Origin of the sequence: Brucella sp. MAB-22 (genome assembly GCF_025908475.1) — a bacterium.
GTDB lineage: Bacteria > Pseudomonadota > Alphaproteobacteria > Rhizobiales > Rhizobiaceae > Brucella > Brucella anthropi.
On sequence record NZ_CP109781.1, the window covers coordinates 915,611 to 939,703 of the forward strand.

Sequence of the window (24,093 nt, forward strand, 5' to 3'; positions counted from 1 at the left end):
AATTTCAATAAAGAGGAGCCGGTGCGGCATTAGCGCCGCATCGGTAGTTTAGCTGGCGGCGCGAACCTTGAGTATGTCGTCCAGCCAGTCGCGGCGCAGCTCCGGAACGGATGTGATGAGCTGCTCCGTATAGGGCTCGTAAGGCGGTTCGAAGATTGCCTTCGTGGTGCCGGTTTCAACCACCTTGCCCTTCTGCATCACCATGGTGCGGTCGGCGAGCCGACGGACGACGCCAAGGTCGTGGGTGATGAAGAGATAAGACACGTGCAATTCGTCCTGCAACTTGCGCAGAAGTCTGAGAATTTCCTCAGCCACGAGCGGGTCGAGCGCCGAGGTGACTTCATCGCAGATGATGAGATCAGGCTTTGCTGCCAGCGCACGTGCGATACACACACGCTGCTTCTGTCCGCCCGAAAGCGCACCCGGCAGGCGGCTTGCGAAATCGGCAGGCAGTCCGATCAGTTCAAGCAGACGTTTGACCTCGATCTCGCGCTGGTCCTCATTCATGCCGAAATAGAACTTCATCGGACGACCGATGATCTCACCAACGGTCTGGCGTGGGTTCAATGCCACATCGGGCAGCTGGTAAACCAGTTGAATGCGGCGCAGTTCTTCGCGCGAGCGCTTTTTGTAGTTCGCTTCCAGCCGTTGTCCGGCAAGCGTGATGATACCGCTTGAGTGCGGCGGCAGGCCTGCAATAATGCGCGCAAGCGTTGATTTTCCGGAACCGGATTCACCCACGACCGCAAGCGTTTCGCCGCGACGGATGTAGCAACCCACATCGGTCAGGACGAGCTTCTTGCCGTAATAGGCGGTTGCGTTTTTCACTTCGAGCAGGATTTCGCCGGTCTTGTGTTCGGCCTGCTCGCCCGAAATGCTCGATTCACGCTCAGACACCAGACGCTGGGTATAGTCCTGCTTTGGCGCTTCGAGAATTTCTTCTGCAGAACCAAGCTCGACCATTTTGCCGTGACGCAGAACCATGATGCGGTCGGCAATTTGGGCCACGACTGCAAGGTCATGCGTGATGTAAAGAGCGGCAGTGTTGTAACGCTGGATCAGGCTGCGCAGCAGTGCCAGCACTTCGATCTGCGTTGTCACGTCAAGCGCGGTTGTCGGCTCGTCCAGCACCAGAATATCCGGGCGGCATGACATGGCCATGGCAACCATCGCGCGCTGCAACTGTCCGCCGGAAACCTGATGCGGATAGCGATCGCCAAAAGTGTCGGCATCTGGAAGCTGCAATGTATGCAGCAGCTCCAGCATCCAGCTCTTTGCTTCGGCTTTGGTCATGAGGCCGTGATAAAGCGGTCCTTCCATGATCTGATCACCGATGCGGTGCGCCGGATTAAACGACGCCGCCGCACTTTGTGCCACATAGGCGATGCGTGCGCCGCGCGCCTTTTCACGGGTCTCGCGGGTGCCATCCATCAGCGAAATATCGTCAACGACAACTGTGCCTTCAGCGATCCTGCAGCCACCACGGCCATAGCCCATCGCGGCAAGGCCGATGGTGGATTTACCTGCACCGGACTCGCCAATGAGACCGAGCACTTCACCGCGCTTCAGCGTCACATCGACATGATCAACAAGCGTTGCGCCATTGGGTGCTTTGACGACGAGGTCGGAGATTGAAAGAACGATATCCTTGCTCATCGATCAGCTCCCTGCGTGGTCGTGCGTCCGGCGAGAAGCCAGTCAACGACGAGATTGACGCCAACAGTGAGGATGGCGATTGCAGCCGCCGGGAAAAGCGGTGCGTAGAGGCCGTAGAGAATAGCCTGCTGGTTGTCCTTCACCATGCCGCCCCAGTCCGCGAATGGCGGCTGAATGCCAAGGCCAAGGAACGACAGACCGGCCACGAAAAGGAAGGTGAAGCAAAAACGCAGGCCGAATTCCGCAATCAGCGGCGGCAGCGTATTCGGCAGGATTTCACGCCAGATCAACCAGCCAAGACCTTCGCCACGAAGACGGGCGGTTTCAGCATATTCCAGCACATTGACGCCCTGCGCCACGATACGCGCCAAACGAAACACGCGGGTGGAATCAAGCAATGCGATGGTGATGATCAGAACCGGCAGTGACGAGCCGAGCGCCTGCAGGATGACAAGCGCCGAAATGAGCACCGGAATGCACATGACGGTATCGACGATGCGCGAAAGGATCGTATCGACCCAGCCGCCGAAGATGGCTGCAAGGAAGCCGAGCGGCACCCCAACGCTGAATGACAGGAGCGACGCTGCGAGCGACACGCCAATCGACATCTGCGCACCGAAGAGCAAGCGCGAGAGCATGTCGCGACCATTCTGATCGAGACCGAACCAGAACTGTGCCGATGGCGGATCAAACGGTGCACCAACGATTTCTTCCTGACCATAAGGCGCGATTAGCGGGCCGAACAGAAACATCAGGAGGCAGAGCGTGACGATCGCAAGACCGACCCACGCCGTCAGGGGAATAGACTTTTTCATCGGGGGTGCCTCAGACGCGGATTGAGCGCGATGGCAGCGACATCGGCGATGATATTGAGAATGACATAGGCCGCGCCAAAGACGAGGGCCGCAGCCTGCACGAGCGGAAGGTCACGCTTTGAAACGGCATCAACCATGAAGCGGCCAAGGCCGTTATAGTTGAAAACAGCTTCGACAAGCACCACACCGGTGATGAGGTAGGCGATGTTGAACGCCACCACATTGACGATAGGCGCCGCCGCATTGGGCAAGGCGTGCTTGGTCACAACGCGCTTGGTGCGAAGTCCTTTGAGATATGCCGTTTCGACATAGGCCTGATCCATCACCGACAAAACGGCCGTGCGGGTCATGCGCATCATCTGCGCGACGGTCACGAGAACCAGCGTCAATGCGGGCAGGGCCGTGGCCTGAATCCATTCGAGGAAGGTCATGCCTTCATAGGTGTCGGCAAGGCTTGGCAGCAGGTTGAAGCGGATCGACAGGAACAGGATCAGCAACAGGCCGAGGAAATATTCAGGCAGTGAAACGAAGGCCAGCGCCACAATGTTGATAACACGGTCGAAAATACCGCCGCGTTTGACCGCGGTGACAAGGCCGAGAAGGATGGCGATTGGAACGCTGACGACCGCGGCAAAGGCTGCCAGTGCCATCGTATTCCAGAAGCGTGGCCACAAAAGATCGGCAACTGGCTGCTGGTTGGCAAGTGAGGTGCCAAGATCACCGGTCACGAAACCTGCAAGCCACGCGAAATAGCGTGCGAGGACCGGTTGATTGAGACCGAGGCTTTCGCGCAAAGTGGCAAGCGCTTCCGGCGTGGCATTCTGACCGAGAATGGCGGACGCCACATCACCCGGCAGAATCTGCGTGCCGGCGAAAATCAACGCCGACACGAGGAACAGCGTGAGGAGCCCGAGCCCCACACGCTTGAGAATTAGAACGAACATTATGCTTCCAGCCAGACTTTTTCGGCAAGGCGAGCGCCCATCAGATTGAACATCGGATGCGTGGTGACGCCCTTGAGCTTCTTGGAGGTGGCGTCGAGATAGTCGCCGAACATTGGGATTAGCGCGCCGCCATCATTGCTGATCATGGCCTGCAGCTCGGCATAGATTTCCTTGCGCTTGGCCTGATCGAGCATTGCACGGGCTTCGAGCAATTTGGCGTCGAAATCAGCGCTCTTCCAATGCGTATCGTTTTGCGATGCGTTGGATGCATAAGCGACCGACAGGGCCTGATCAGCAGTCGGGCGACCACCACGATAAGACATGCAGAACGGTGCCTTCATCCAGACATTGTCCCAATATCCGTCGGCTGGCTCACGCTTGATATCGATCTCGATCCCTGACTTGGCTGCAGCAGTGCGGAAGATCGCGGCTGCATCGACGGCGCCGGTGAAGGCTGCGTCAGAAGCCGAAAGCTGGATTTTCAGTGAATCCATGCCAGCCTGCTTCAGATAGAACTTTGCCTTTTCCGGATCATAGGCACGCTGCGGCAGTGCAGCGTCGAAGAACGGGTCGGTGCTCGGGATCGGATTGTCGTTACCCAAGCGTCCGTAGCCGCGCAAGGCTGTCTTGAGCAGTTGCTCCCGGTCGATGGCGTGCTTGACGGCAAGGCGGACGTTGTTGTCGGTGAACGGCACCTGCGTGCAGTCCATCAGGAAGGAGAAATGCTGGCCGCCGGACGACTGGACAATGTTGAGGTTCGGATTGCGCTTGAGCAGATCGACGGTTTTGAAATCAAGCTGATTGATGGCGTGCACCTGACCGGACATCATGGCGTTGGTACGGGCCGACACATCATTGATGACGATGACTTCAACTGCATCGACCCAGGCCGTATTGGGCTTCCAGTAGCTTTCATTACGCGTGAAACGCGAACGCACGCCCGGCTGGAAACGCTCGAAGACAAAAGGACCGGTGCCGACCGGCTTGTTGAAATCGGTCCAGTCCTTGGGAACCACGAGGAAGTGATAATCGGACAGGATGTAAGGCAGATCGGCGTTGCCGCTCGTCAGCGTAATCTTGACTGTAGCGGCATCAACCTTGACGACATCGGTAAATTCCGAAGCGAGCGAACGAGCACCGGATGTGGTTTCGCCGCGATGCAGGTTGATCGAATAGATGATGTCGTCAGCGTCGAGCGTCTTGCCATTGTGGAAGGTCACGCCCTGACGAACCTTGAAGGTCCATTCCTTGGCGTCGGCAGACGGTTCCCAGCTTTCAAACAGCTCAGGCACAGCCTTGTTGTTGGCGTCGATTTCGACAAGGCCGTTCATCAGCATGTAAGCCTGATTGACCGGAACCCAATCCTTCAGCAGGCGCGGATCGAAATTGTCTGTGGTAGAGCCGCCTCCAATGCCGAGCTTGAGCACTCCGCCTTTCTTTGGTGTGCCATCACCTTCTGCCGCCATTGCAGAATTGATAAGGCCACTCATGCCACTTGCCGCAACAAGGCCAAAGCCGGCTGCGCCCGACATGAAAGAGCGGCGTGTCAATTGAAACTGGCTTTTTTGCTCAGGCATTCTGTACCCCTGTGTTTAAGTCATAGCTTATTGGCTTTTGCGGGTGGGGTAGCTCACTGGACCCCTTATTTTCAAGGGTTGATGTCGAATTTCTGGGTATGACTTTTGTGCATACCCCCATGCGAAATGTGTGTCTTGGCATTTGCACGAACAGGAATAAAGGAGCGTTCAACAGTGATGGCAGGGGTGCTTTTCGTTCAGGAAAGCAATCCCTGCTTTTTCAGATTTTGATGATCCTGGAGATCGAAAATGGGTTTGCCGGATGTGGTCGGCTTGGTGGGCGCGTTCTTTTACCTTCTGGGCTATGCGCTGATTCAATTGCGTATTTTTACCGTCGATGATCCGGTCATTCCGTTGCTGAATGTTTTGGGCGGGGTCGCGCTGATCTATTCGCTTGCCTGGAATTTCAACCTCGGCTCCTTCATCTCACAGGTTGCCTGGCTGATCATCACCGTTATCGGATACATCCGTTTCCGCATGGTTGCGCGTCGCCGCGTCGCTCTTCCGCAGGAATGATATGTTTAACAGATCCGATCATCTTTATGTGATTGGATCGGTTCCATTGCTTGCTATCAGCCAGTCGGATACTTCCCGCACGATTTTGCGCTGGTGACGATCAGCTGGTCGCATGAGATAGAAATAGGCGTCCGACCGCATCATGTGGCTATGCGCCGGGACCAATGTTCCGCTCGCAAGCTGCTCCTTGATAAGCCAAGTCCAGCCTAGCGTGATACCGATGCCCTGCGTTGCGGCAGCAACGCAAAGACCATAGTCACCGAGCCGCCATTCCAGTGCACCGGCAGGACGAGAAAGTCTGGCATCATGCCACCATTCCGGCCAACCCTGCCACTCGCGCATTGTGTCTTCGATGGCGAGCAGAACCGGTGCCTCCTGCTCCATGATACCGGGCACGCCTGGCGCTGAGACGGGTACGACTTCCTCCCGGCCCAGCACGGTCAGATTGACCCCGATGGGCCGCTCCTTGCGATAGAATAGCGCGAGATCAAACTCGTCCAGGCGCAGATGTGCCACATCATCAGTTACACGCAACCGGATTTCGATTCCGGGAATTTCCGCCTTCAGCCTGCCTATTCGTGATAGGAACCACTGATCGGCAATCCCGCGTGAACAGGCGATCGTGATTTGTCGCGGCCCAATCCATGCCCGCAAGCCGTCTGTGACAGCGCTCAGATCGCCCAGAAGTCGGCTTACCTCCGAAGCATAGCTCTCTCCGATAGCAGTCAACTGCACGCCGACAGGCAGACGGTTGAACAGTTTCGAGCCTATGAAGGCTTCCAGCTTGCCAATCTGCCGACTGACGGCGCTTTGGGTGAGGCCGAGCTCCAAACCTGCGCGAGAGAAACTCCCGAGCCGAGCCGCACTGTCGAAAACTACCAGCGCGTTGAGCGGCGGCATGGATTGACGACCGACTGCCAAAGTTTATTTCTCCCGTTTCTCAGAAGGCATGTATCTTTTTATGGTTTAGGTTTTCTGTATCGGGTCCTTGTCAGTCAAGCCCCTCCGATGGATTATCTCGTCACGGATTTTTTGCCGATGAATGCGAGTTCCAGAAATCCAATAGAAGTCAGTCGACCTTACGCGAAAAGCGAATAGTGTCACTCGCTTCTTCAATCTGCCTGGAATGATTGAAAGCCGGAATGGTTTTCAGACTAAAGGTCAATCCAATTTTACTTGGCTAGTTTTACTTGGCTAGTTTGATTTGGCTAATTTGGTTTGGAAAGTAACCTGAGAAAAAAGCCGCCCCCGATGAGGGATGCGAGCAACCCTGCAGACATGGGCCACGGATAAGCGAGATTGCGCCCAAGCCAATCCGCAAAAACGAGCAGCAATGCGCCGAGCAGAGCGCTGGCCAGCAGGCGCGTCGTCACGCTTTTGAACCCGAGCAGGGCAGCAAAATGCGGCACCATAAGACCGATGAAACTGACAGGCCCGATAGTGATCGTTGCCGCTGTTGTTCCAACACCTGCAAGAGCAAGAAGGATCGCACGGCTTGACGAGACTTTGAGGCCAACAGCGCGCGCTGTCACATCGCCCAACGGAAAGATGTCGAGTGGGCGCCTGAAAAGAAGAGCCGCAAGCAGAACGATAATCGCGCAGATGCAAACCAAGGCCGCATCATTCCAGCCGATATTGCCCATGGAACCGGAAAACCAGTTCAGGAGGCCAGCTACACGTGGATTGCCGCTGGCAAGAAGCAGGATCATCAGAGCATGGAACATGCTTCCCAAGCCGACGCCGACAAGAAGAACACGCTCTGGCTGGAACGCCATACGCCAGCCGATCCCGGCAATGGCGCTGAGCACCACCAAAGCGCCGATGGTGGCAACCACAAGCTTGGAAAGGCCGCTTGCATCGCCAATGAAGAGCACTGCGATTGCAAGCCCGAAGCCCGCGCCATAACCAATGCCAAGCAAGTCGGGACTGGCCATCGGGTTTCGGAGCGTACCCTGTAGAACAAGGCCCGCAACCGCAAGACATATGCCTGCGCCGGCCGCCGTAAAAATACGTGGCACACGCCACCATGTTACGACCTCTGGTGCGCCCAAGCTCCAGCCTTCAGGTGTTCTCGACACCAGCGCCGATATGATCATGCAAAGGGCAAGAGTGCATGAAAGCGCTAAAAGCAGGCGAAGCGGTTTCTTGATCTGCTCTCTCGCCGGGGTGATTTCCTGCGTTGAAGGCACAGCAGGCAGACGAACGCGGCTTGCCAGAATGACAAGAATTGGGCCTGTGAAAAGACCTGCAGCGGCACCCGCGGGAATATTGCCGACGAAAGGTGCTATGGCCCGCAGCAGCTGATCGATACCCACCAGCAGCAACGCGCCAAGCAAGGTCGACCACAAGAGCCTGCGGCCATCCTGGCCGGGCGCGAAGGCACGCGCCAGATTGGGGGCGGCAAGTCCGATCATACCAATCAGCCCAAGACTGCTGGTAACAACCGCAGCAATGGCCGCCGCAGCAGCAAGCAGAACCAGCCGCATCATTGCTGGTGAAATGCCAAGCCCCTTCGCCTGATTATCGCCAAGCGAAAGAAGGCTGAGCGGTCGTTGCAGGATGAAGATGAGTGCAGCAAGCGGCAGGAGACGCGGGAGAAGATAAAGACAGACTTCCCAGCCCCCCTGCTGCAAAGAACCGGCCTGCCACGTCAGCAGGTTAATGAGGTAATCATGATTGAAAAGTACGAGCAGGCTGAAGATTGCATTGCAATAAAGCCCGACCATCAAGCCGGCCAGCACCACAGTTGTCGATGAAAACCGTCCGCGAGAGGCGATAAACAGCGAAAGGCTGAGTGCCAGTCCAGCACCGATGAGCGCGATGACTTCGTTGCCCGCAATCCATAGGCCGGGTGCGAAAACCAGCGTGAAAGCCAGTGCGATCTGCGCGCCGGAGGCAACGCCCAGAAGTCCGGGTTCAGCCAGCGGATTGCGCAGAACGGTTTGAAACACTGCGCCGCCAAGCCCGAGCGCACCACCCACAAGCAGGCCAACCGCAAGACGCGGCAGAAAGCTGTAATAACCGATCACATGGCGTGGATCGTCCAGATTGGTAGCTGTCACGATGCGCAGCCATTCCGAAGGCGCAGCAATGCTGAGAAAGCCCTGAACAATGAGCGACAATACAAATGCGACCGACAAACCCAGCATTGCCCAGCGCAGCGGGGAAGCTCGCGTGCGACCGTGGGTTACTTCAACGCTGCTCACGCCATGTTCTCCAATGCCGAGGCGATGAGATCGGCCAGATGGGCCGCAGAAGGTACACCGCCAAAAGGGTGGAACTGGTTCAACCATGCCACGCGCCCGTCACGCACTGGTCTCAGCAATTTCCACATCGTGTTCTGTTGTAAGGAGCGTTCGGTCTGAACCCGCTGCGAGGGAATATCCACGACGAGAAACGCCGCATCAGCGCTTTCCATCAGCCGATCAAGTCCGACACGCGCCATGCCGGTTCCATTCACCGGGCCTTTCCAGACATTGGAAAGTCTAAGTTTCTGCAACACGGCATCGGGCAGCGTGCCTTCGCCGTACATGGTCATTTCACGCCCGCCGATATCAGGCAGCATGATACCCACCGCATACTTATGCTTCGAGACAGTCTCGCGTGCCTTTTCAAAGCGGCTTTCCGCGTCCTCAACCACAGAAGACGGCACGGAAGGCGAAACACCGCACAAGTCCGCGACGCGGTTCAGTATCTCGATCGCCAGCTGGTATCGTTCGACATTCGGCGTTGTGATGCTCGGCACCAGCTCGACACGCGCAACATCCGCGATGCGCGGCGTCATCACGAGATTATAATCCGTTGCTATCACAAAATCGGGCTTCAGCGCTGCAAGGGCTTCAAGATTGATCTCCCAGAACGGCCCGACATCAACAACCGTTTCCGGCAAAACCGGTGCTGCCATGCGCTGACGATAGAATGCTGTATCGGAAAGCCCTACGGGCACAATCCCGAATGAAAGCATGGCTTCTGCCGCTGCCCAGTCGATCGCCACCACACGTGGAGGAGATGCAGCGGCGGCTCTGAAACCAAAGCCAGAAAGCCCCGCGCAAAGCGCGAGGCCCGAACCGAACATTATCTGGCGACGTGTCAGCAAAACGCTCGCCTCAGAAACTGACCTTCACACGGCCTATGACCGAGCGGCGATCGCCTTCGTAGCAGCTGAACGCATCCTCGCAGGTGGTGAAATACTTCTTGTCAAACAGGTTTGTGGCATTCACCTGGAAGGTCATGTCCTTGTACTTGTAGCTCACACCGGCATCGACGAGTGTTCGGCCATCGACCTTGATCGTATTGGCTTTGTCGCCATAGCTCGCACCCACATAACGCACGCCGCTACCAAGGCTGAGGCCTTCAAGCATGCCGCTGTTGAACGTGTAATTGAGCCAAGCCGAAGCCTGGTGTTCCGGCACCATCGTCACCTGCTTGCCGATGAACGCCGCAGCATCTTCGGTGATTTCCGCCTTGGTATAGGTGTAGGAACCGACGAAATCCCAGCCATAGCTCAGATCGACCTTGCCTTCGAGTTCCAGCCCGCGCGAATGCACCTCGCCCGTTGCCTGTGGCCCATCGATATAGCTGTAGGAAACGACATTCGATTTCACGATGTCGAACCACGCCAGCGTGAACAGCGCGTCGATTTCCTTTGGCTGATATTTTACGCCGACTTCCCACTGACGGCCTTCCGACGGATCGAAAGTGTTGCCGCTGTTATCCGCGCCGAGATTGGGCACGAAGGATTCCGAATAGCTGACATAGGGCGCGATGCCCCATGGCGTCACATAGGTGACACCTGCGCGACCGCTGAATTTCCCGATATTCTGATCTGTATCACTGGAATCGAGACGATTATGGCTGTTGAGGTCCAGCCAGTCATAGCGCCCGCCCAAAGTGACAATCCAGTTGTCATTGAACTTGATCTGATCCTGCGCATAAAGCCCGGTCTGGTTGTATTTCTGGCGATAGCTCTGCGTTACCGTGGTCGGAACAGAAATCGGAATACCATAAGACGGATTGAACGGGTTCAGCGTCGGGGCCGGATCACGATACTGCGTCACATCGGAATCCGAATAGGAGTAATCAAGGCCGAACAGAGCCTGATGCGAAATATTGCCGGTTTCAAATTCTGCGATGGCCTGATTGTCGACCACCAGCCCGCTCATATTCTCATCGAAGCGACGCGCCTGACGGGTGATGCCGGTCGGTCCGAGCCCAAGCGCCAGCACATTGTCGAGCAGGAAGCTGACCTGTCCGTAACGAAGGTTCTGCTTCACCGTCCAGGTGTCGTTGATATGATGTTCAAACTCATAGCCGATGCTGCCCTGTTTCTGGACGCTGCGGTTGAAATCAGGATCACCAACCAGAATGTTTGGGTAATTCGGATAAAGGCTGCTAATCGTCGCAGGCAGCACGCTGCCGCCACTATCGTCGCGCAGCAACTGGCCCGAAACCGTCAGCGACGTATCCGCATCGGGTGCCCAGGTGAGCGAAGGCGCGATCATGTAGCGATCGTCCTTGACCTCGTCGCCATTGGAATATTCGAACTGCGTGTTGCCCTTGCGAACCACGCCGACCAAACGATAGAGCAGCGTCTTGTCTTCATTGACCGGCCCGGTCAGGTCGACGCCAACCTGCTTGCGATTGAAACTGCCATATTCGACCGATGCTTCATGCGAAGCTTCAGCCTGCGGCTTCTTGGTAACGCGATTGACCAGACCGCCAGCATCACTCTGTCCGTAAAGCGACGAAACAGGACCACGCAGCACTTCGATGGAATCCAGCTCGTATGGATCGGTACGGAAGAAGGTGTAGGAATTGGAGAGCTGACGCAGGCCGTTCTGATAGGAACTGGTCGACTGCGCGTTGAAACCGCGCATGAAAATCCAGTCATAGCCTTTTGGATCCGGACCATAGGTTTCAATGCTTACGCCGGGGACATAACGCAGCATTTCCGTGACGCTTTGCGCATTCTGCATCTCGATCTGCTTGCGGCTGACAACAGATACTGACTGCGGCACCTCGATAAGCGGCGTATTGGTCTTGGTGGCTCCGCCAGAGCTTTCAACGACAACGCTCCTCGACGTGTCGCTGCCACTATTGCCTTCAACGGTAATCGTATCGAGGAGCAAAGACCCATCAGGAGCAACCGCGCCAGCATCGACTGATTGCTGCGCCGATATCGCGACGGTATTGCCGCGCAAACTATATGTGAGGCCAGAACCGGAGAGAATTCGGCCCAGTGCTTCCGAACGTGTCAGCGAACCTTGTGCACCGCCGGAGTTCTTGCCGCGCACAATATTTGCATCAAAGAACAGCTGAACGCCGGTTTTGTTCGAGTATTGCACCAGCGCTTTGGATAATGGCTGTGCTGCAATATCAAACGACGTGCGCTGCACCTGGCTGTTTGCTGCGGCTTGCGCCCAGACAGCACTCGGCGCAAATGCGGCAACCGCAACCAGCGCACTCGCCGCGAGCAAATGCGCTGACAGCCCGCTTTTAAGAAAAGCCCGCGAACCTTGGCCACGACCGGTCTTAATTCGGCTCTTCATATCGACGCGCATAGTTTAATCCCCGATGTCTGACACCCCTGCTTTGGGCAGGATTTTCCTGTTACTTCATGGCTGCCTCGCAGCCCCTCAGTGGAATAGACACCTCGGAAACGCGATCTAATGATCGGTAGATTAAAAAAATTTGATTTTTTTAATCCAGTTATTATCGCCGTGTAACGACGGTCACCCAGCCGGAACCGTTCAGGACTCTGACCGGCAAGGTTTCGGCAATGGTTGCAAGAGCCGCTTCGGCATCACGCGTATCAAAAATTGCCGTAACCGGCATATTGCCGATTTCTGTGTCGGTGAGGAAAATCCTGCCACGACGATAGCGTTCCAGCTCGCTCAGTACGCGGCTGAGCGGAACGTCCTCAAAGATAATCCTGTCATTGCGCCAGGCTTCAACCGTCTGCGGGTCGGCCCGTTGCGGCAAAGCCGCTTCATCACGGCCATAAGTTATCTGCCAGCCCTCATCAAGGCGCACCGGATCGCTTTGACCAAAAGCCACTGAAACTGCATGCTCAACCACTGAAACAGTGACCGCCCGATCGATCAGTTTCACGTCAAAAGCAGTCCCGAGCGCAGTGATCGTGCCGCCATTGGCGCTAACCACAAAGGGGCGCGACGGATCGGAGGCGACCTGAAAGAACCCCTGCCCTTCATGGAGCACAAGGTTGCGCCCGTTGCCCGAAAAATCGAGGGAAAGCGCCGAATAGCTGCCAAGCTCGACAGTGCTTCCATCGGCAAGCGTAAAGCTGCGACGTTCACCGACACCCGTTTGATAAGTCGCAAACAGACCGGGACGCGACAAGAGATAAGCGCCAGGCAGAAGAACGAGAGCGGCAAGGCCACCCAGAACAACGCCGCGCCGGCCCACACGACCGTCCGATTTATGGCCCGATTGGCGGATGCGGTCATATTCAGGCTTCACGGCATCGAAGCGTTGCCACAGCGTCTGCGCACGCTCATAGGCCACTCGATGCGCAGGGTCAGATGCAATCCAAGCTGAAAACGCACGCCGGTCATCGGCGCTGACGGTTTTGTCCTGTAACAGCACAAACCATTCCAGCGCCTTCATGTAAACCGGATCGGTTTCAAACTCCTTCATGGGCGTCTTGATGTTCCCGCTTATAATTACTCTGAAAGCCGCCAGTCGAGTTCAGCCAGCGCTGACACGATCTGCGTTATAACCGTATTTCGGGAAATTCCCATACGCTCGGCAACTTCGTCATAACTCAACCCCTCGATCCGGTTGAGAACAAAGGCTTCGCGCCGACGCGGCGGAAGCTGCGCGACGGAATGTAAAAGACGATGAAGCTCGCTGCGATAAAGCACCGTCATTTCCGGCGATGGTCGCGCATCGGCAAAGCGCTCGGGCTCATCGACCTCGATTTCGACATCCGCCCTGCGGCGGGCATCGCGTAAGTGATTGAGCGCAAGATTGCGCGCTGTGCGCTTTACATAAGCAGGACCTGGCGCCTGTGCCGTATCTTCATAGCGGGAAAGCAGGTTCAGGAAGGCTTGCTGAACGACATCTTCAGCCGTGGCGGTATTTCCGACAATACGACGCACAAAAGCCCGCAGACTGATCTGCTCGCTTTCATAGAGTTCTGCCAGATCCCACAACCGGGAAGTCATTTGTTCGCGTGCTCCGAACTAAACATATGCTCCAGCATCTGCGGACGAACAGACACTCATTCACGCGATAAAGGCCCGGAAAATATCGCGCAATCACAATGATTTAGAAGAGTTCCAGGCAGAGAAAACAAACATGCGTCAAATACTCATCTTTTATCGTTTTAAAACATTGGCTTCGGCGGGGAACTCGCGCCCGCTTTCATTGGAAACAAGAGGGCGGCGGCGGAAACTTTGTTGCCCGGATGTACCTAAAATATCACATCATTTGCAGATCAATGAGCCGGCATCGCGATGATATAATGATGCTTCGATCCTCAAGCGGGTTGAGGCATTCTCGGCAAACTGGTCAGCAGTTTCCTCGTATAGGCATGCTGCGGATCGGCCAGAATGTCCCGCGTATTGCCCTGCTCCACGATCCGGCCACTTTCCAGAACGATCAGCCGTTCGCACAAGAGCGCAACCAGTGCGATGTCGTGTGACACCACCACAAAAGTCGTGCGTTCTGAAAGAGAGCGCATGAGATCGATGATACGGGCCCGTGTTGTCAGATCGAGCGCGCTGACCACTTCGTCGGCGATGACGAGCTCAGGTTTAGAGACAATCGCCCGAGCGATGGCTATACGCTGGCGCTGGCCACCTGAAAACTCGTGCGGATAGCGGCGGGCGGCATCCGCTGGCAAATCGACGGAATCGAGCGCCTGCGCAACAGCCTGCGCAATATCGGTCTCGATTTTCAAAGATCGCAGCGGCTCGGCAATGATGTCGAAGACACGCTGGCGCGGATCGAGCGATGAATAGGGATCTTGAAACACCGCCTGCACCGAACGGCGAAAATCGCGCATGAAACCGCGATTGCCAATATCCAGAGGCTTGCCGCGAAACGAAACGTTCCCCGAAGACGGGCGCTGCAGTCCAAGCAGCAGTTTCAACATGGTTGTTTTGCCGGAACCGGACTCACCGACAATGCCCAGATTGCTTCCGGTCTCAAGTTTCAGATCGACATCATGCAAAACCGTCTTACCACCGGCATAGGCAAAGGAAACGCCCGAAAGGTCCATCAATGTCATCGCGCAACCTCCAGAGCAGCATCAAACGCCCGTGCAGCGGCCACGAGCCCCTGCGTATATGGCTGCTGCGGATCGGTGAAGAGTGCCGCAACCGGCCCTTCTTCTATAAGTTTTCCGTTCCGCAGGACCAGCGCGCGTTCGGTAACGGTCGCAACCACTGGCAAATCGTGACTTATGAAGAGAAGCCCCATTCCCTCGTCCCGCACCAATTGCTCCAGTAGTTTCAAAATCTCGGCCTGCGTGGTGACATCGAGCGCCGTCGTCGGCTCATCCGCGATCAAAAGCTTGGGGCGACAGGCAAGAGCCATAGCGATAGCCGCACGCTGGCGTTGACCGCCCGATATTTCGTGTGGCCAGGAACGGGCAATGCGTTCCGGGTCCGGCAGGGATACACGCTCCAGAAGCGAGTGAACCTCGGCATTCACGTCAGCTTGCCCAATTCTGCGACCATCCCGAAGCGCGCGGCGACGGACGACCAAACCGACTTGTTTGCCAATCCGCATCAGCGGGTCGAGCGCCGTCATCGGTTCCTGAAAAACCGTTGCAATGCTCTGCCCGCGCAATGGCACCAGCTCACGGTCTCGCGCCCCTATCACTTGGTGGCCGTCGAGCGTGATCGATCCGCTTGCCCGCATGCCGTCCGGCAACAGTCCCATGATGGCAAGAGCCGTCAACGACTTGCCCGAACCGGATTCACCGATCAGACCGACCCGTTCCCCCTGCCCAACCGACAGCGAGACGCCGGAAACCAGAGACCTGCCTGCCGTTTCTATCTGGAGGTTCTCCACATTCAGCAAAATGCTCAACGTTGTCTCCTCCGTGTTGGGTCGGCCACGTCACGCAGCCCGTCGGCAAACAGATTGAGCCCGATCACCAATGAGACAAGCGCCAGACCGGGTGCTATGGCACCGAACGGCGCCGTATAAACCGACGCCTGTGCCTCCTGCAGAAGCCGTCCCCAGGATGAATTGGGCGGTGGAGCGCCAAGACCAAGATAGGAAAGCGATGCTTCCGCGATCACCGCCAGACCGAACTGAAGCGCAAAATTGACGATCAGTGTCGGCCAGATGTTCGGCAGCACATGGATGCGGACCAACCCGAGCCGTGATGTGCCGGAAATGCGCGATGCCGTAATGTAATCCATCGCCAGAACCCGCTTTGCGAGGATGCGGGTCAGACGTGCCACGATGGCCGATCCGGCGATACCGATGGCCATGATGGCGGTCGTCAGGCTTGCACCGTCGCTGGAAGCCACGATCAACATGGCCAGCAACAGGGTTGGGAAGGCGATGAGAATATCGAGCGTTGCCGCCAGCACGTCATCAAGCGTCTGCGTTGCAAACGCCGCAAGCACACCCAGCGTGACGCCAATCACTGCGCTGAGTGCGATGGCTCCACAGCCGACGATAAGCGCAATGCGCGAACCGATCATGATTTGTGTCATCAAATCGCGTCCCAGACGATCCGTACCGGCCCAATGCAGCCAGGACGGAGCCTCCAGTCGTCCACCGACCATTTCGCCAGCACCGTAAGGTGTCCAGACCAGCGAGAGAAGAGCGACGGCCAGATGCAACCCCAGCAGCAATCCACCCACAATAAGGGGCCATGGCAGTCGGTAAGCCGGCTTTTCATCCCCGACGGCAGGCGTCATATCAGCAGGCTCCGTCATGCACGACCTCCCGCAGACCGCTGGCGCAAGCGCGGGTCGATCAGTCGTTGCAGGAGATCTGCGGCAAAGCCGACCAGCAGCACCAGAAGCGTCGATACAAACAGAACACCCTGAACATTGGGATAGTCGCGCTGCTCTATGCCGAGCAGAAGCATCGAACCGAGACCCGGCAACGAGAAGACACGTTCGACCACCACAGCACCAAGCAAAGTCGAGGCAAGCTCGATACCGAGGATCGAGATCACCGGCACCGCGCCGTTGCGGATACCGTGACGGACAAGAGCCTGCGAGAATGTCGCGCCAAGCGCCCGTGCGGTACGAAGATAGTCGCTGCCAAGCACGTCCTGCGTGGCCGAACGGACATAACGGATCAACGATGCCGACATGACGATGGCAATGGTTGTGACCGGCAACACCAGCGATTGAAAAGCAGCCGGCGCCGACTGCCATCCTCGTGATGGGAAACCACCCGAAGGGAACAACCGCAGCTTAACTGCAAAAAACCAGACCAGCAGAATGCCTATCCAGAACACAGGCACGGCGATGCCGAGCTGGGAGATGACGGATATCACCGTTCCATACCAGCGGTTCTGGCGCACAACCGACAGAATGCCGAGTGGCACCGCGATCATGATCGCAACGACGAATGCCATCAGCGTCAAAGGCACGGTCACAATCAGCCGCTTGCCGATTTCGGCAAGAACCGGTGCTCCACTCACAAAGGAATTACCAAGATCAAAGCGCAGGAGGCTACCGATAAAACGCAGAAACTGCTCGTAGAGAGGCAGGTCCGAACCGACCTGCTTGCGCGCTGCCTCGATCTGCGCCGCATCCGCGCCGACAGAAACAAGCGCATTTGCGGGATCGCCCGGCAGAAGGCGCAACAGCAGAAACAACACGATCGATGCGATGAAAACCGACAGAACCAATATGGCTGAACGGCGTATGATATAGGCGAAAATAGCGTTTACCTCTCCGATGTCAGGGCAGCGCTCGGACCCTCATGCAAATGCGACAACGCCGCCGGAAATTAATTCAGGCGGCGCGATCTGTCGAGTTGATGTTCTCGATATCGACTGGCGGTTATTATTCCGCTTTCACAATGTCATAGGCAGAAAACTGGGAGTTCAGGCCGTTGATCGGGTAGCCGCTCACTGATTTTTTCGAAACAACGATCTGCGGATAGAGGTAGAACCAGTTGCTGGCCGCATCTTCGGCAATGATCTTGTTCGCCTCGGTCAGCTTGGCCGTCTGTTCATCCGTCGTAGCACTTGCTTCCGCTTCCTTGATGAGCTCGACAACCTTCGGATTGTTATAACCCCAATAGAAATCGGGATTGCCATAGAACACGATATCGCGATGGTTCACATGCTCCTGCAAGGTGGCCTGGAAATCGTGTGCCTTATAGACCTTCGTGTACCACTCATTGGCAGTGATGACGTTGATCTTGACGGTTACGCCGACCTTGGCCAGCTCGCTCTGGATGAACTGCGCGGCAATCGGGTGTGGATCGTAATTCGGCGTATCGATAGTGAAGGTGAAGCCATCCGGGTAACCAGCTTCCTTGAGAAGTTCCTTGGCACTTTCAGGATCATAGGCGTCGACCTTGGTGAGATCGACATACCACGGATCGGTCGGCGGTACGAATGAGCCGATCAGCGTGCCATAATCGCCCCACACAGCCTTCAAAAGCTTCTGGTCGTCGATTGCACGGGCGAGCGCCTTGCGCACTTTGACATTGTCGAATGGCGCAATACGGTCGTTATAGGCCAGCAGCAGCTTGGTGGTCGACTGCCCTTCGCTGACGGTGAAATCGGGATTGTCCTTGAACTGGGCTAGCGAGTCCGGGCTTTGAACCGACGTGATGATATCAACCGAACCGGTCAGCAAAGCATTGTTCAGCGCGCTTGCATCGGTGAAATACTGGAACACCACCTCGCCGTTTTTCGGCTTGGCGCCCCAATATTTATCGAAGCGCTTCATCGACAGGGACGACCCGCGACGCCAGTCTTCCAGCTCGTAAGGTCCGGTTCCGTCTTCCTTCGACTGCAGATCCTTCGCTTCGTCGTTCACCACCCATACATAGCTTAGATTGTACGGCAGCGAGATTGAGCGCGAAGACAGCTTGACGATAACGGTTTCATCATCCGGAGTCTCAACGGCCGAAATAGTCTTGAGGCTGCTTTTGCGTGAGCTCTTCGATTCCGGCGCGGCAACGCGCTCGATGGAGAATTTGACGTCCTTGGAAGTCAACGGCGCTCCAGAGTGAAAAGTCACGCCCGGCTGCAGCTTGAACGTATAGGTCAGCCCGTCGTCGCTGACGCTGTAATCCTTCGACAGGACCGGCTCGACTTTGCCGTCGTCGGCAAGCCGGAACAGGGCCTCATAGACATTGCCGTTGAAGGCTTCGTTGATGCCCTGCCCTGCACCGGCGGTATTGTCGAGGTTTTGCGGCTCGTAGAGCGAGCCGATATTGATTGTCGCGTCCGGGTCGCTTTCCTGCGCCAACGCCTGGCTGAACGATCCGATACCGAGCGTCACGGCCAATGCCGCGCTCAAGCTCCAGTAAGCCAATCCAGATTTGCGATCACGAATGTTGAAGCCGCCCATATTATTCTCCTGCGTGGAAAGCGCCCTATCAGGCTCTCCGTTAGCAACGCTTATACCGCGACCGCGAGAGCATCGGTAAGCGGTGGCACCGTGAGATAGCGAGAATTATTAGAAATTTATTCCATAAAGAGTCAATCTATTGGACAAACCATCCGGACTGCAGCACAAGCCGTCCGATATAAGGCGCACTGACAAAGCATAACCTCAAGAGATCAGCCATGACTTATATGGATCGGAACCGCGTACAGGATCTGCTCACTGCAGAAGGACTGGATGCACTGGTGCTTTTTCAGCCGGAAAACTTTCGTTATGCCACCGGAATTGCTGCGGGCGTGGCGACAATGTGGGGGCGCGCCGGTTCGGCCATAGCGCTGGTTCCAGCGGATGCCTCGGCACGTCCTGGCGCTATTGTCAGCGATCAGGCGCTGACAGCAGCACGCGCAACGGCTGATGAGATCGACTTCCGCTCGCATCGAATCTGGATTGACGCCGTCACGGTTCGAGACGCCCACTCGATAGAAGACCTCAACGCTGCCTATCGCAACAGTGGTAATATCGGTCCCCGCCCGGAAACCTTCGACCAGAAAGCAGCCTTTCAACTGCTTGCAGATATGATTGCCGAACGTGGTCTCGCTCAAGCCAGCCTCGGCGTCGACCTTGAATTCATGCCTGTGGCTGATTTTGTGTTGTTGAAAGAAATTCTGCCTTTTGCCCAATGGCGCGATGCTTCCAGCATCGTAAGGCGGTTGCGCCTGATAAAGAGCCCCCGCGAGATTGGATATCTACGCAATGCCGCCCGTTATGCGGAAAGCGGGTTGCAGAATATGGCGACTGCAGCGCGGTCGGGCTCCACAGCCGCCGAGCTTTCCGATGCCTGGCTGACCGGAGCGACCAATGCTGCCAAAGCAAACGGCCAGAGCCTGTCCGGCCATTGGGCGTATATTTCGGTCGGGCCGAACCTTCAAAACCCTGCCGCACAACTGGCGCAAGGCGACCTCATCAAGGCCGATGTCGGCACGCTTGTGAATGGTTATTCTTCGGATGGCGCGCGCACCTTCGTCTATGGCAAGCCTGCTCCTCTTGCAGAGCAGATTTACAAAGCGCTCCAGGAGACCTTTCAAGCCGGAACAGCTCTGCTGAAACCCGGCAACACATTCGGTCAGGTTCACGAAGCGATGCTCTCCACCATGCGTCGTCATGGCTTTAGCGAATATTATCGTGGGCATTTCGGGCACTCGGTCGGCTCGGCGCTCGGGATCGAGGAATGGCCTTTCATCTCGCATGGCAACGACATGGCCATCGAACCGAACATGGTGCTGGCCGTGGAGGCGCCGTTTTACGCAAACGGACTAGGAGCCCTCATGATCGAAGAACAGTTCCTCATCACCGCCGATGGCGCTGAAACCATGAACGTTCTTTCACAAGAGCTTGTCTCGATAGGCTGAATAGAATGAGGTATTTGCTGCTCCCGCTCAAACTCTTTCAATATCGAGATGATACTCCCCATCGCGTTGATGGCGGTGCATTTTTCTTTTAATCTTTCCAGAGTGCGAGAATGAGACTCCCATATCATTGATGGAGATAGGGAGTCTCATGCTGCGAAGGTTATCGTCGAAGCCAGCACCTACCACTTCACCTTGAAGCCAACACTCCCCTTGACGGCATAGCTGTTGGCGAAGTGATTGAGGGAAGTGTTGATAGAGCCTTCGCCGTAGACAGCATATTTGTTGTCTGCCCAGGCATAGGTGCCGCCAGCGCCGATCCCAGCCCAGGTCCGGTCATTGTCGGTTTCGAAGTCGATGCCGGACACGTTGACCGTCGTCCCGCCAAGGAATGCCTGATAGACATTGGCAATGCCATAGACGCTGGTATTGACCATCAGTCCGTCATTGCCTTTCCAGTCCGAGCGATAATCCGCTGCGAGGCCCAGGCGTCCCAAAAGACTGTCACCATCATGCAAACTGACGCGACTGCCCCATGTATCGCTGAATTCATCTGCATCAATGGATGACCACATCAGCTGTGCTTGTGGCGTGAGTGCCCAGCTGCCCCGTATCGGGATACGCTGCCCGGCTTCGATGCTCAGTGCATAGCCTGTCGCCTTGCGTCCATCGGCAAGGCCGGTATTGGCGGTCCAGGAGTTGAGGTCGTTGTCGAACCACGTCACCTGACCCTGACCGTCAACATAGAAGCCGTTATTGCCGTACCAGGTCGCGGTCGCTCCAAGGCTCCATGCATCCGTGCTGATATCACCATCGCCATGGAAGGAAGAGACATCGCCGCGGGCATGGCCGTATTGTCCGGTGATGCCGCCAATCAGCTTGCCATTCTCGCCCTCATAGAACTGGCCATCGACACCGGCCTGCATGATGACAGTATTGATGTCCTGCTTCATCTGCGACGTTGACGTGTCTGGCTCAAGACGATTATGCCCGCCTTCGACGCGTGCCCAGACACCATACTCATTCACCGTTGCGCCGTTGTCTGAACCACTGCCGTTCTCGCCAGTCCAGTAACGACTGCCGACACGCTGCTGGAGGGTGGGCAATTTGTTGAGAGCCAGCATGTTTTGAACATAGCCCTCGTAAACAGGAACACCGGCGCTGTAACGGGGTCTCGGGTTGGAGCCGGAATTGGGTCCATCGACATGACTGACGAGATACCAGTCACCGTCAGCCGGCGTCCTCTTGCTGCCCTGCTGCAAGGTATAGGCATAGGCTCCGCCGACAACTGCCTGCTGGCCATCCTTGGTCTTGTAGCTGTTTGCCAGCGAGAACGAGCCATTCGATGAGCCTGACACATCGACGACCTTGATGCCGTTGACGGTCTGTGCGCCGGAACCACCTGCATTGTTCACATATAGCTTTGTCGACCCCGATGTATCACCATCGACCTTCAGCATGTCGGTTTTGGAATCATCGCCACCCAGAACCGTATTGACGGTCATCATGCCGCCATTGCCGGTGTAATTGCCTGCAATGTTGAGCACGGTTCCGCCTGTTCCGCCGAAATTGACGTTCCCGGTGTTGCCAAGGCTGGCAAGCGAAGTGGAGTAGCCACCAAGATCAAGTGTGCCGTTGCTGGCAACTTCATAGCCCGAAGATGATGCGTTGAAAGCGCCTTGTGCGCCCTGTTTCAAAGTGCCGCCGGAAACCACCGTCTGGCCTGTGTAACTATTGACGCCAGCCAATGTAAGTGTGCCGGAACCAGTCTTGGTCAAAGCGCCGGAGCCATCGACCACACCGGAGAACAGCGTATCGAAACTCTGGTCAAGGTTGAGATTGCCGCCGCCCATAGCGACATCGCCCGCACCGGCAAGACCACCTGTCGTCGTATTGAAATTCGCGAGATCGACCTTCGCACCTTCATTGACGGTCAACAGACCTGAACCGAAAGCATGATCGGCAGTTCCAGCTTGAACTGTCCCTTTCTCAATGATCAGGCCACCGGTAAAATTGTTATTGCCGGACAACACCAAAGTGCCATCGCCTTGCTTGCGAAGATACCCATTGCCCGACAATGCCTGTGAAACAGTGAATGTGTTACCGGCATCCGCGATATCAAGCCCGCCACCATGCTCACCCAAGGTCAGTGACCGAGCGGTGGAGGTGAAGCTCGTACCCGTCACCTGCAGCGTGCCGCCGTCAAGCGTCAGACCGGCAGCAGCCGCACCAAGGCTCGCATCCGAAGAAACGGAAAGCACACCATCGGCAATGGTAAAACCTTGAGTAAAATTGCCTGTTCCGGTCAGTGTCCAGGTACCGGAACCGTCTTTGCGATTGGATTGAAATCCTTGATACTGTGTACCAATCAAAGATACGTCGAAACTGCCGTCATCTGAACCGCCAAGCACAAAGGTATTTCCCTGTGTGCCACCTGCCACCACAACGTTTCCTGTGATGGACGAGCCATCATGAATCTCAAATGTGTTATTGCTGCCGAGAATATCGACTGCATTGGCGTCGGCCCCGCCTGCAGAAATTGTGCCTTCATTGACGACATGTGAGTTCGATCCGACCCGGACACCGGAACCCGATGCTCCAACTGTGCTCCTTTGAGGAATGCGGCCAACCACACCGCCATTGATCTGCCCGCGGTTTACAAGCGTACCTTGACTGACGTAGACGCCACTACCCCCGTCTCCTCCAGACGAGCCGAGTTGAGTATCGGCGTAGCTATCTGAAGCACTACCACCAGTACCTCCCGTTACAGTGCCCTGATTGACGAGTACCCCGCCCTGAACGACAACGCCGTCGCCCCCCGCACCACCGCCGGACTTCAATGTGCCGGGACGGGTTCCTCCATTACCGCCATTGCCTCCGGTAACTGTTGTCGCAGTTGATGTAATCAGGGTCGTCCCACGCAATAATACGCCAGCGCCGCCGCCGCCGCCGGCTCCGTTAGCGCCTGAATAAATACCGGCACCGCCAAAGCCTCCTGCTCCTCCCGTAATCGTCGAGCCGGTTGCAAGCGAGAAAGAGCCGCCACCCGAAAGAAACAAACCTGCGCCACCACCGCCGCCGCCTGAACCTATTTCATTAATGCCCTGACTGCCGGCCCCGCCATTTATATGTACAGTATCCGTTCCAAGAGCCGTCTGGCCAACACTCCCTCCCGCACCACCCAGATACGTTTTTCCGTTAACGATCGCGAAGGCACCATCTCCACCGGCCCCATCTATTGATGGATTCCCACCTAGAGTATGACTGGCACCTAGACTACCACCGGCTCCCCCACCTCCATAGCCATTACCTCGACCGCCTGTGGCAGTTATATCATTTGGCAAGTCTGTATCGTCATTTGTCGTTCCCACCCCTCCGGCATTCCCTGGCAGATCATCGGCGCGAGCGATAGTGACGCCGCCAATGAGAGGCGCAACCGTTAGTGGAGACACAACGGAAATGGTCAGAGCCAAATATGATGCACCATTTAAGAAGAAAGTATATAATTTGATCATAATATTTCCGGAGAAAATAATTGAATTTTTATCAATGTATATGAATTAAATCCACCAATCCAATAAAAAATAATTCTATTATATAACTCAAGTTAC

At 56.2% G+C, this 24,093-nt stretch carries 18 protein-coding genes; 2 read left to right on the top strand and 16 right to left on the bottom strand.

The window, feature by feature from the left end; translation table 11 throughout:
* Window positions 1-48 precede the first annotated feature (48 nt).
* The 4 genes from OHI65_RS04075 to OHI65_RS04090 are packed head-to-tail and all read right to left on the bottom strand — an operon-like array spanning window position 49 to window position 4,992.
* Window positions 49-1,656 (bottom strand): ABC transporter ATP-binding protein, encoded by a 1,608-nt coding sequence (locus tag OHI65_RS04075; protein WP_125301111.1) that lies wholly within the window; start codon window positions 1,654-1,656, stop codon window positions 49-51.
* Window positions 1,653-2,471 (bottom strand): ABC transporter permease, encoded by an 819-nt coding sequence (locus OHI65_RS04080; protein ID WP_010660508.1) that lies wholly within the window; start codon window positions 2,469-2,471, stop codon window positions 1,653-1,655. Before OHI65_RS04080 ends, OHI65_RS04075 begins: the two co-directional genes overlap by 4 nt.
* Window positions 2,468-3,415, bottom strand: a complete 948-nt coding sequence (locus OHI65_RS04085) for an ABC transporter permease (RefSeq protein WP_011982535.1) — start codon at window positions 3,413-3,415, stop codon at window positions 2,468-2,470. The genes OHI65_RS04080 and OHI65_RS04085 overlap by 4 nt, the downstream gene beginning before the upstream one ends.
* Window positions 3,415-4,992: an ABC transporter substrate-binding protein gene (locus OHI65_RS04090; RefSeq protein ID WP_011982534.1), complete on the bottom strand. Its 1,578-nt coding sequence runs from the start codon at window positions 4,990-4,992 to the stop codon at window positions 3,415-3,417. The genes OHI65_RS04085 and OHI65_RS04090 overlap by 1 nt, the downstream gene beginning before the upstream one ends.
* A gap of 249 nt (window positions 4,993-5,241) precedes the next feature.
* On the opposite strand from OHI65_RS04090, the gene OHI65_RS04095 reads away from it, so the two are divergent.
* Window positions 5,242-5,508: a CBU_0592 family membrane protein gene (locus OHI65_RS04095; protein ID WP_011982533.1), complete on the top strand. Its 267-nt coding sequence runs from the start codon at window positions 5,242-5,244 to the stop codon at window positions 5,506-5,508.
* Between the two features lie 24 nt (window positions 5,509-5,532).
* Here OHI65_RS04095 and OHI65_RS04100 read toward each other — a convergent pair whose 3' ends face one another.
* The 11 genes from OHI65_RS04100 to OHI65_RS04150 form a co-directional block, all read right to left on the bottom strand.
* On the bottom strand, window positions 5,533-6,429 hold the full coding sequence (locus tag OHI65_RS04100) for a LysR family transcriptional regulator (RefSeq protein WP_010660512.1): 897 nt from the start codon (window positions 6,427-6,429) through the stop codon (window positions 5,533-5,535).
* A 287-nt stretch (window positions 6,430-6,716) separates the two neighbouring features.
* Complete coding sequence (fhuB, locus tag OHI65_RS04105) at window positions 6,717-8,714, bottom strand: Fe(3+)-hydroxamate ABC transporter permease FhuB (RefSeq protein WP_125301110.1); 1,998 nt, start codon at window positions 8,712-8,714, stop codon at window positions 6,717-6,719.
* Window positions 8,711-9,604 (bottom strand): ABC transporter substrate-binding protein, encoded by an 894-nt coding sequence (locus OHI65_RS04110; RefSeq protein WP_235824424.1) that lies wholly within the window; start codon window positions 9,602-9,604, stop codon window positions 8,711-8,713. Before OHI65_RS04110 ends, fhuB begins: the two co-directional genes overlap by 4 nt.
* Window positions 9,605-9,614: 10 nt before the next feature.
* Complete coding sequence (locus tag OHI65_RS04115) at window positions 9,615-12,068, bottom strand: TonB-dependent siderophore receptor (protein ID WP_125301109.1); 2,454 nt, start codon at window positions 12,066-12,068, stop codon at window positions 9,615-9,617.
* Between the two features lie 151 nt (window positions 12,069-12,219).
* A complete protein-coding gene (locus OHI65_RS04120) occupies window positions 12,220-13,164 on the bottom strand; it encodes a FecR family protein (RefSeq protein ID WP_125301108.1) in 945 nt (314 codons plus the stop codon).
* A 26-nt stretch (window positions 13,165-13,190) separates the two neighbouring features.
* A complete protein-coding gene (locus OHI65_RS04125) occupies window positions 13,191-13,694 on the bottom strand; it encodes an RNA polymerase sigma factor (protein ID WP_011982528.1) in 504 nt (167 codons plus the stop codon).
* Between the two features lie 314 nt (window positions 13,695-14,008).
* Complete coding sequence (locus tag OHI65_RS04130) at window positions 14,009-14,761, bottom strand: ABC transporter ATP-binding protein (protein ID WP_094515478.1); 753 nt, start codon at window positions 14,759-14,761, stop codon at window positions 14,009-14,011.
* Window positions 14,758-15,567: an ATP-binding cassette domain-containing protein gene (locus OHI65_RS04135; protein WP_125301107.1), complete on the bottom strand. Its 810-nt coding sequence runs from the start codon at window positions 15,565-15,567 to the stop codon at window positions 14,758-14,760. Before OHI65_RS04135 ends, OHI65_RS04130 begins: the two co-directional genes overlap by 4 nt.
* Window positions 15,564-16,430, bottom strand: coding sequence for an ABC transporter permease (locus OHI65_RS04140; RefSeq protein ID WP_011982525.1), 867 nt, complete (start codon window positions 16,428-16,430; stop codon window positions 15,564-15,566). The genes OHI65_RS04135 and OHI65_RS04140 overlap by 4 nt, the downstream gene beginning before the upstream one ends.
* Window positions 16,427-17,359: an ABC transporter permease gene (locus tag OHI65_RS04145; protein ID WP_010660521.1), complete on the bottom strand. Its 933-nt coding sequence runs from the start codon at window positions 17,357-17,359 to the stop codon at window positions 16,427-16,429. Before OHI65_RS04145 ends, OHI65_RS04140 begins: the two co-directional genes overlap by 4 nt.
* 157 nt (window positions 17,360-17,516) lie before the next feature.
* Window positions 17,517-19,040 (bottom strand): ABC transporter substrate-binding protein, encoded by a 1,524-nt coding sequence (locus tag OHI65_RS04150; RefSeq protein WP_010660522.1) that lies wholly within the window; start codon window positions 19,038-19,040, stop codon window positions 17,517-17,519.
* A 218-nt stretch (window positions 19,041-19,258) separates the two neighbouring features.
* Between OHI65_RS04150 and OHI65_RS04155 the strand changes: the two genes are divergently transcribed.
* Entirely contained in the window at window positions 19,259-20,485 is a 1,227-nt protein-coding gene (locus OHI65_RS04155) for a M24 family metallopeptidase (RefSeq protein ID WP_011982523.1), read from the top strand.
* Window positions 20,486-20,664: 179 nt separating this feature from the next.
* Here the strand turns inward: OHI65_RS04155 and OHI65_RS04160 are convergent, their stop codons facing one another.
* Window positions 20,665-23,541 (bottom strand): autotransporter outer membrane beta-barrel domain-containing protein, encoded by a 2,877-nt coding sequence (locus tag OHI65_RS04160; RefSeq protein ID WP_264358740.1) that lies wholly within the window; start codon window positions 23,539-23,541, stop codon window positions 20,665-20,667.
* Window positions 23,542-24,093: the final 552 nt, after the last annotated feature.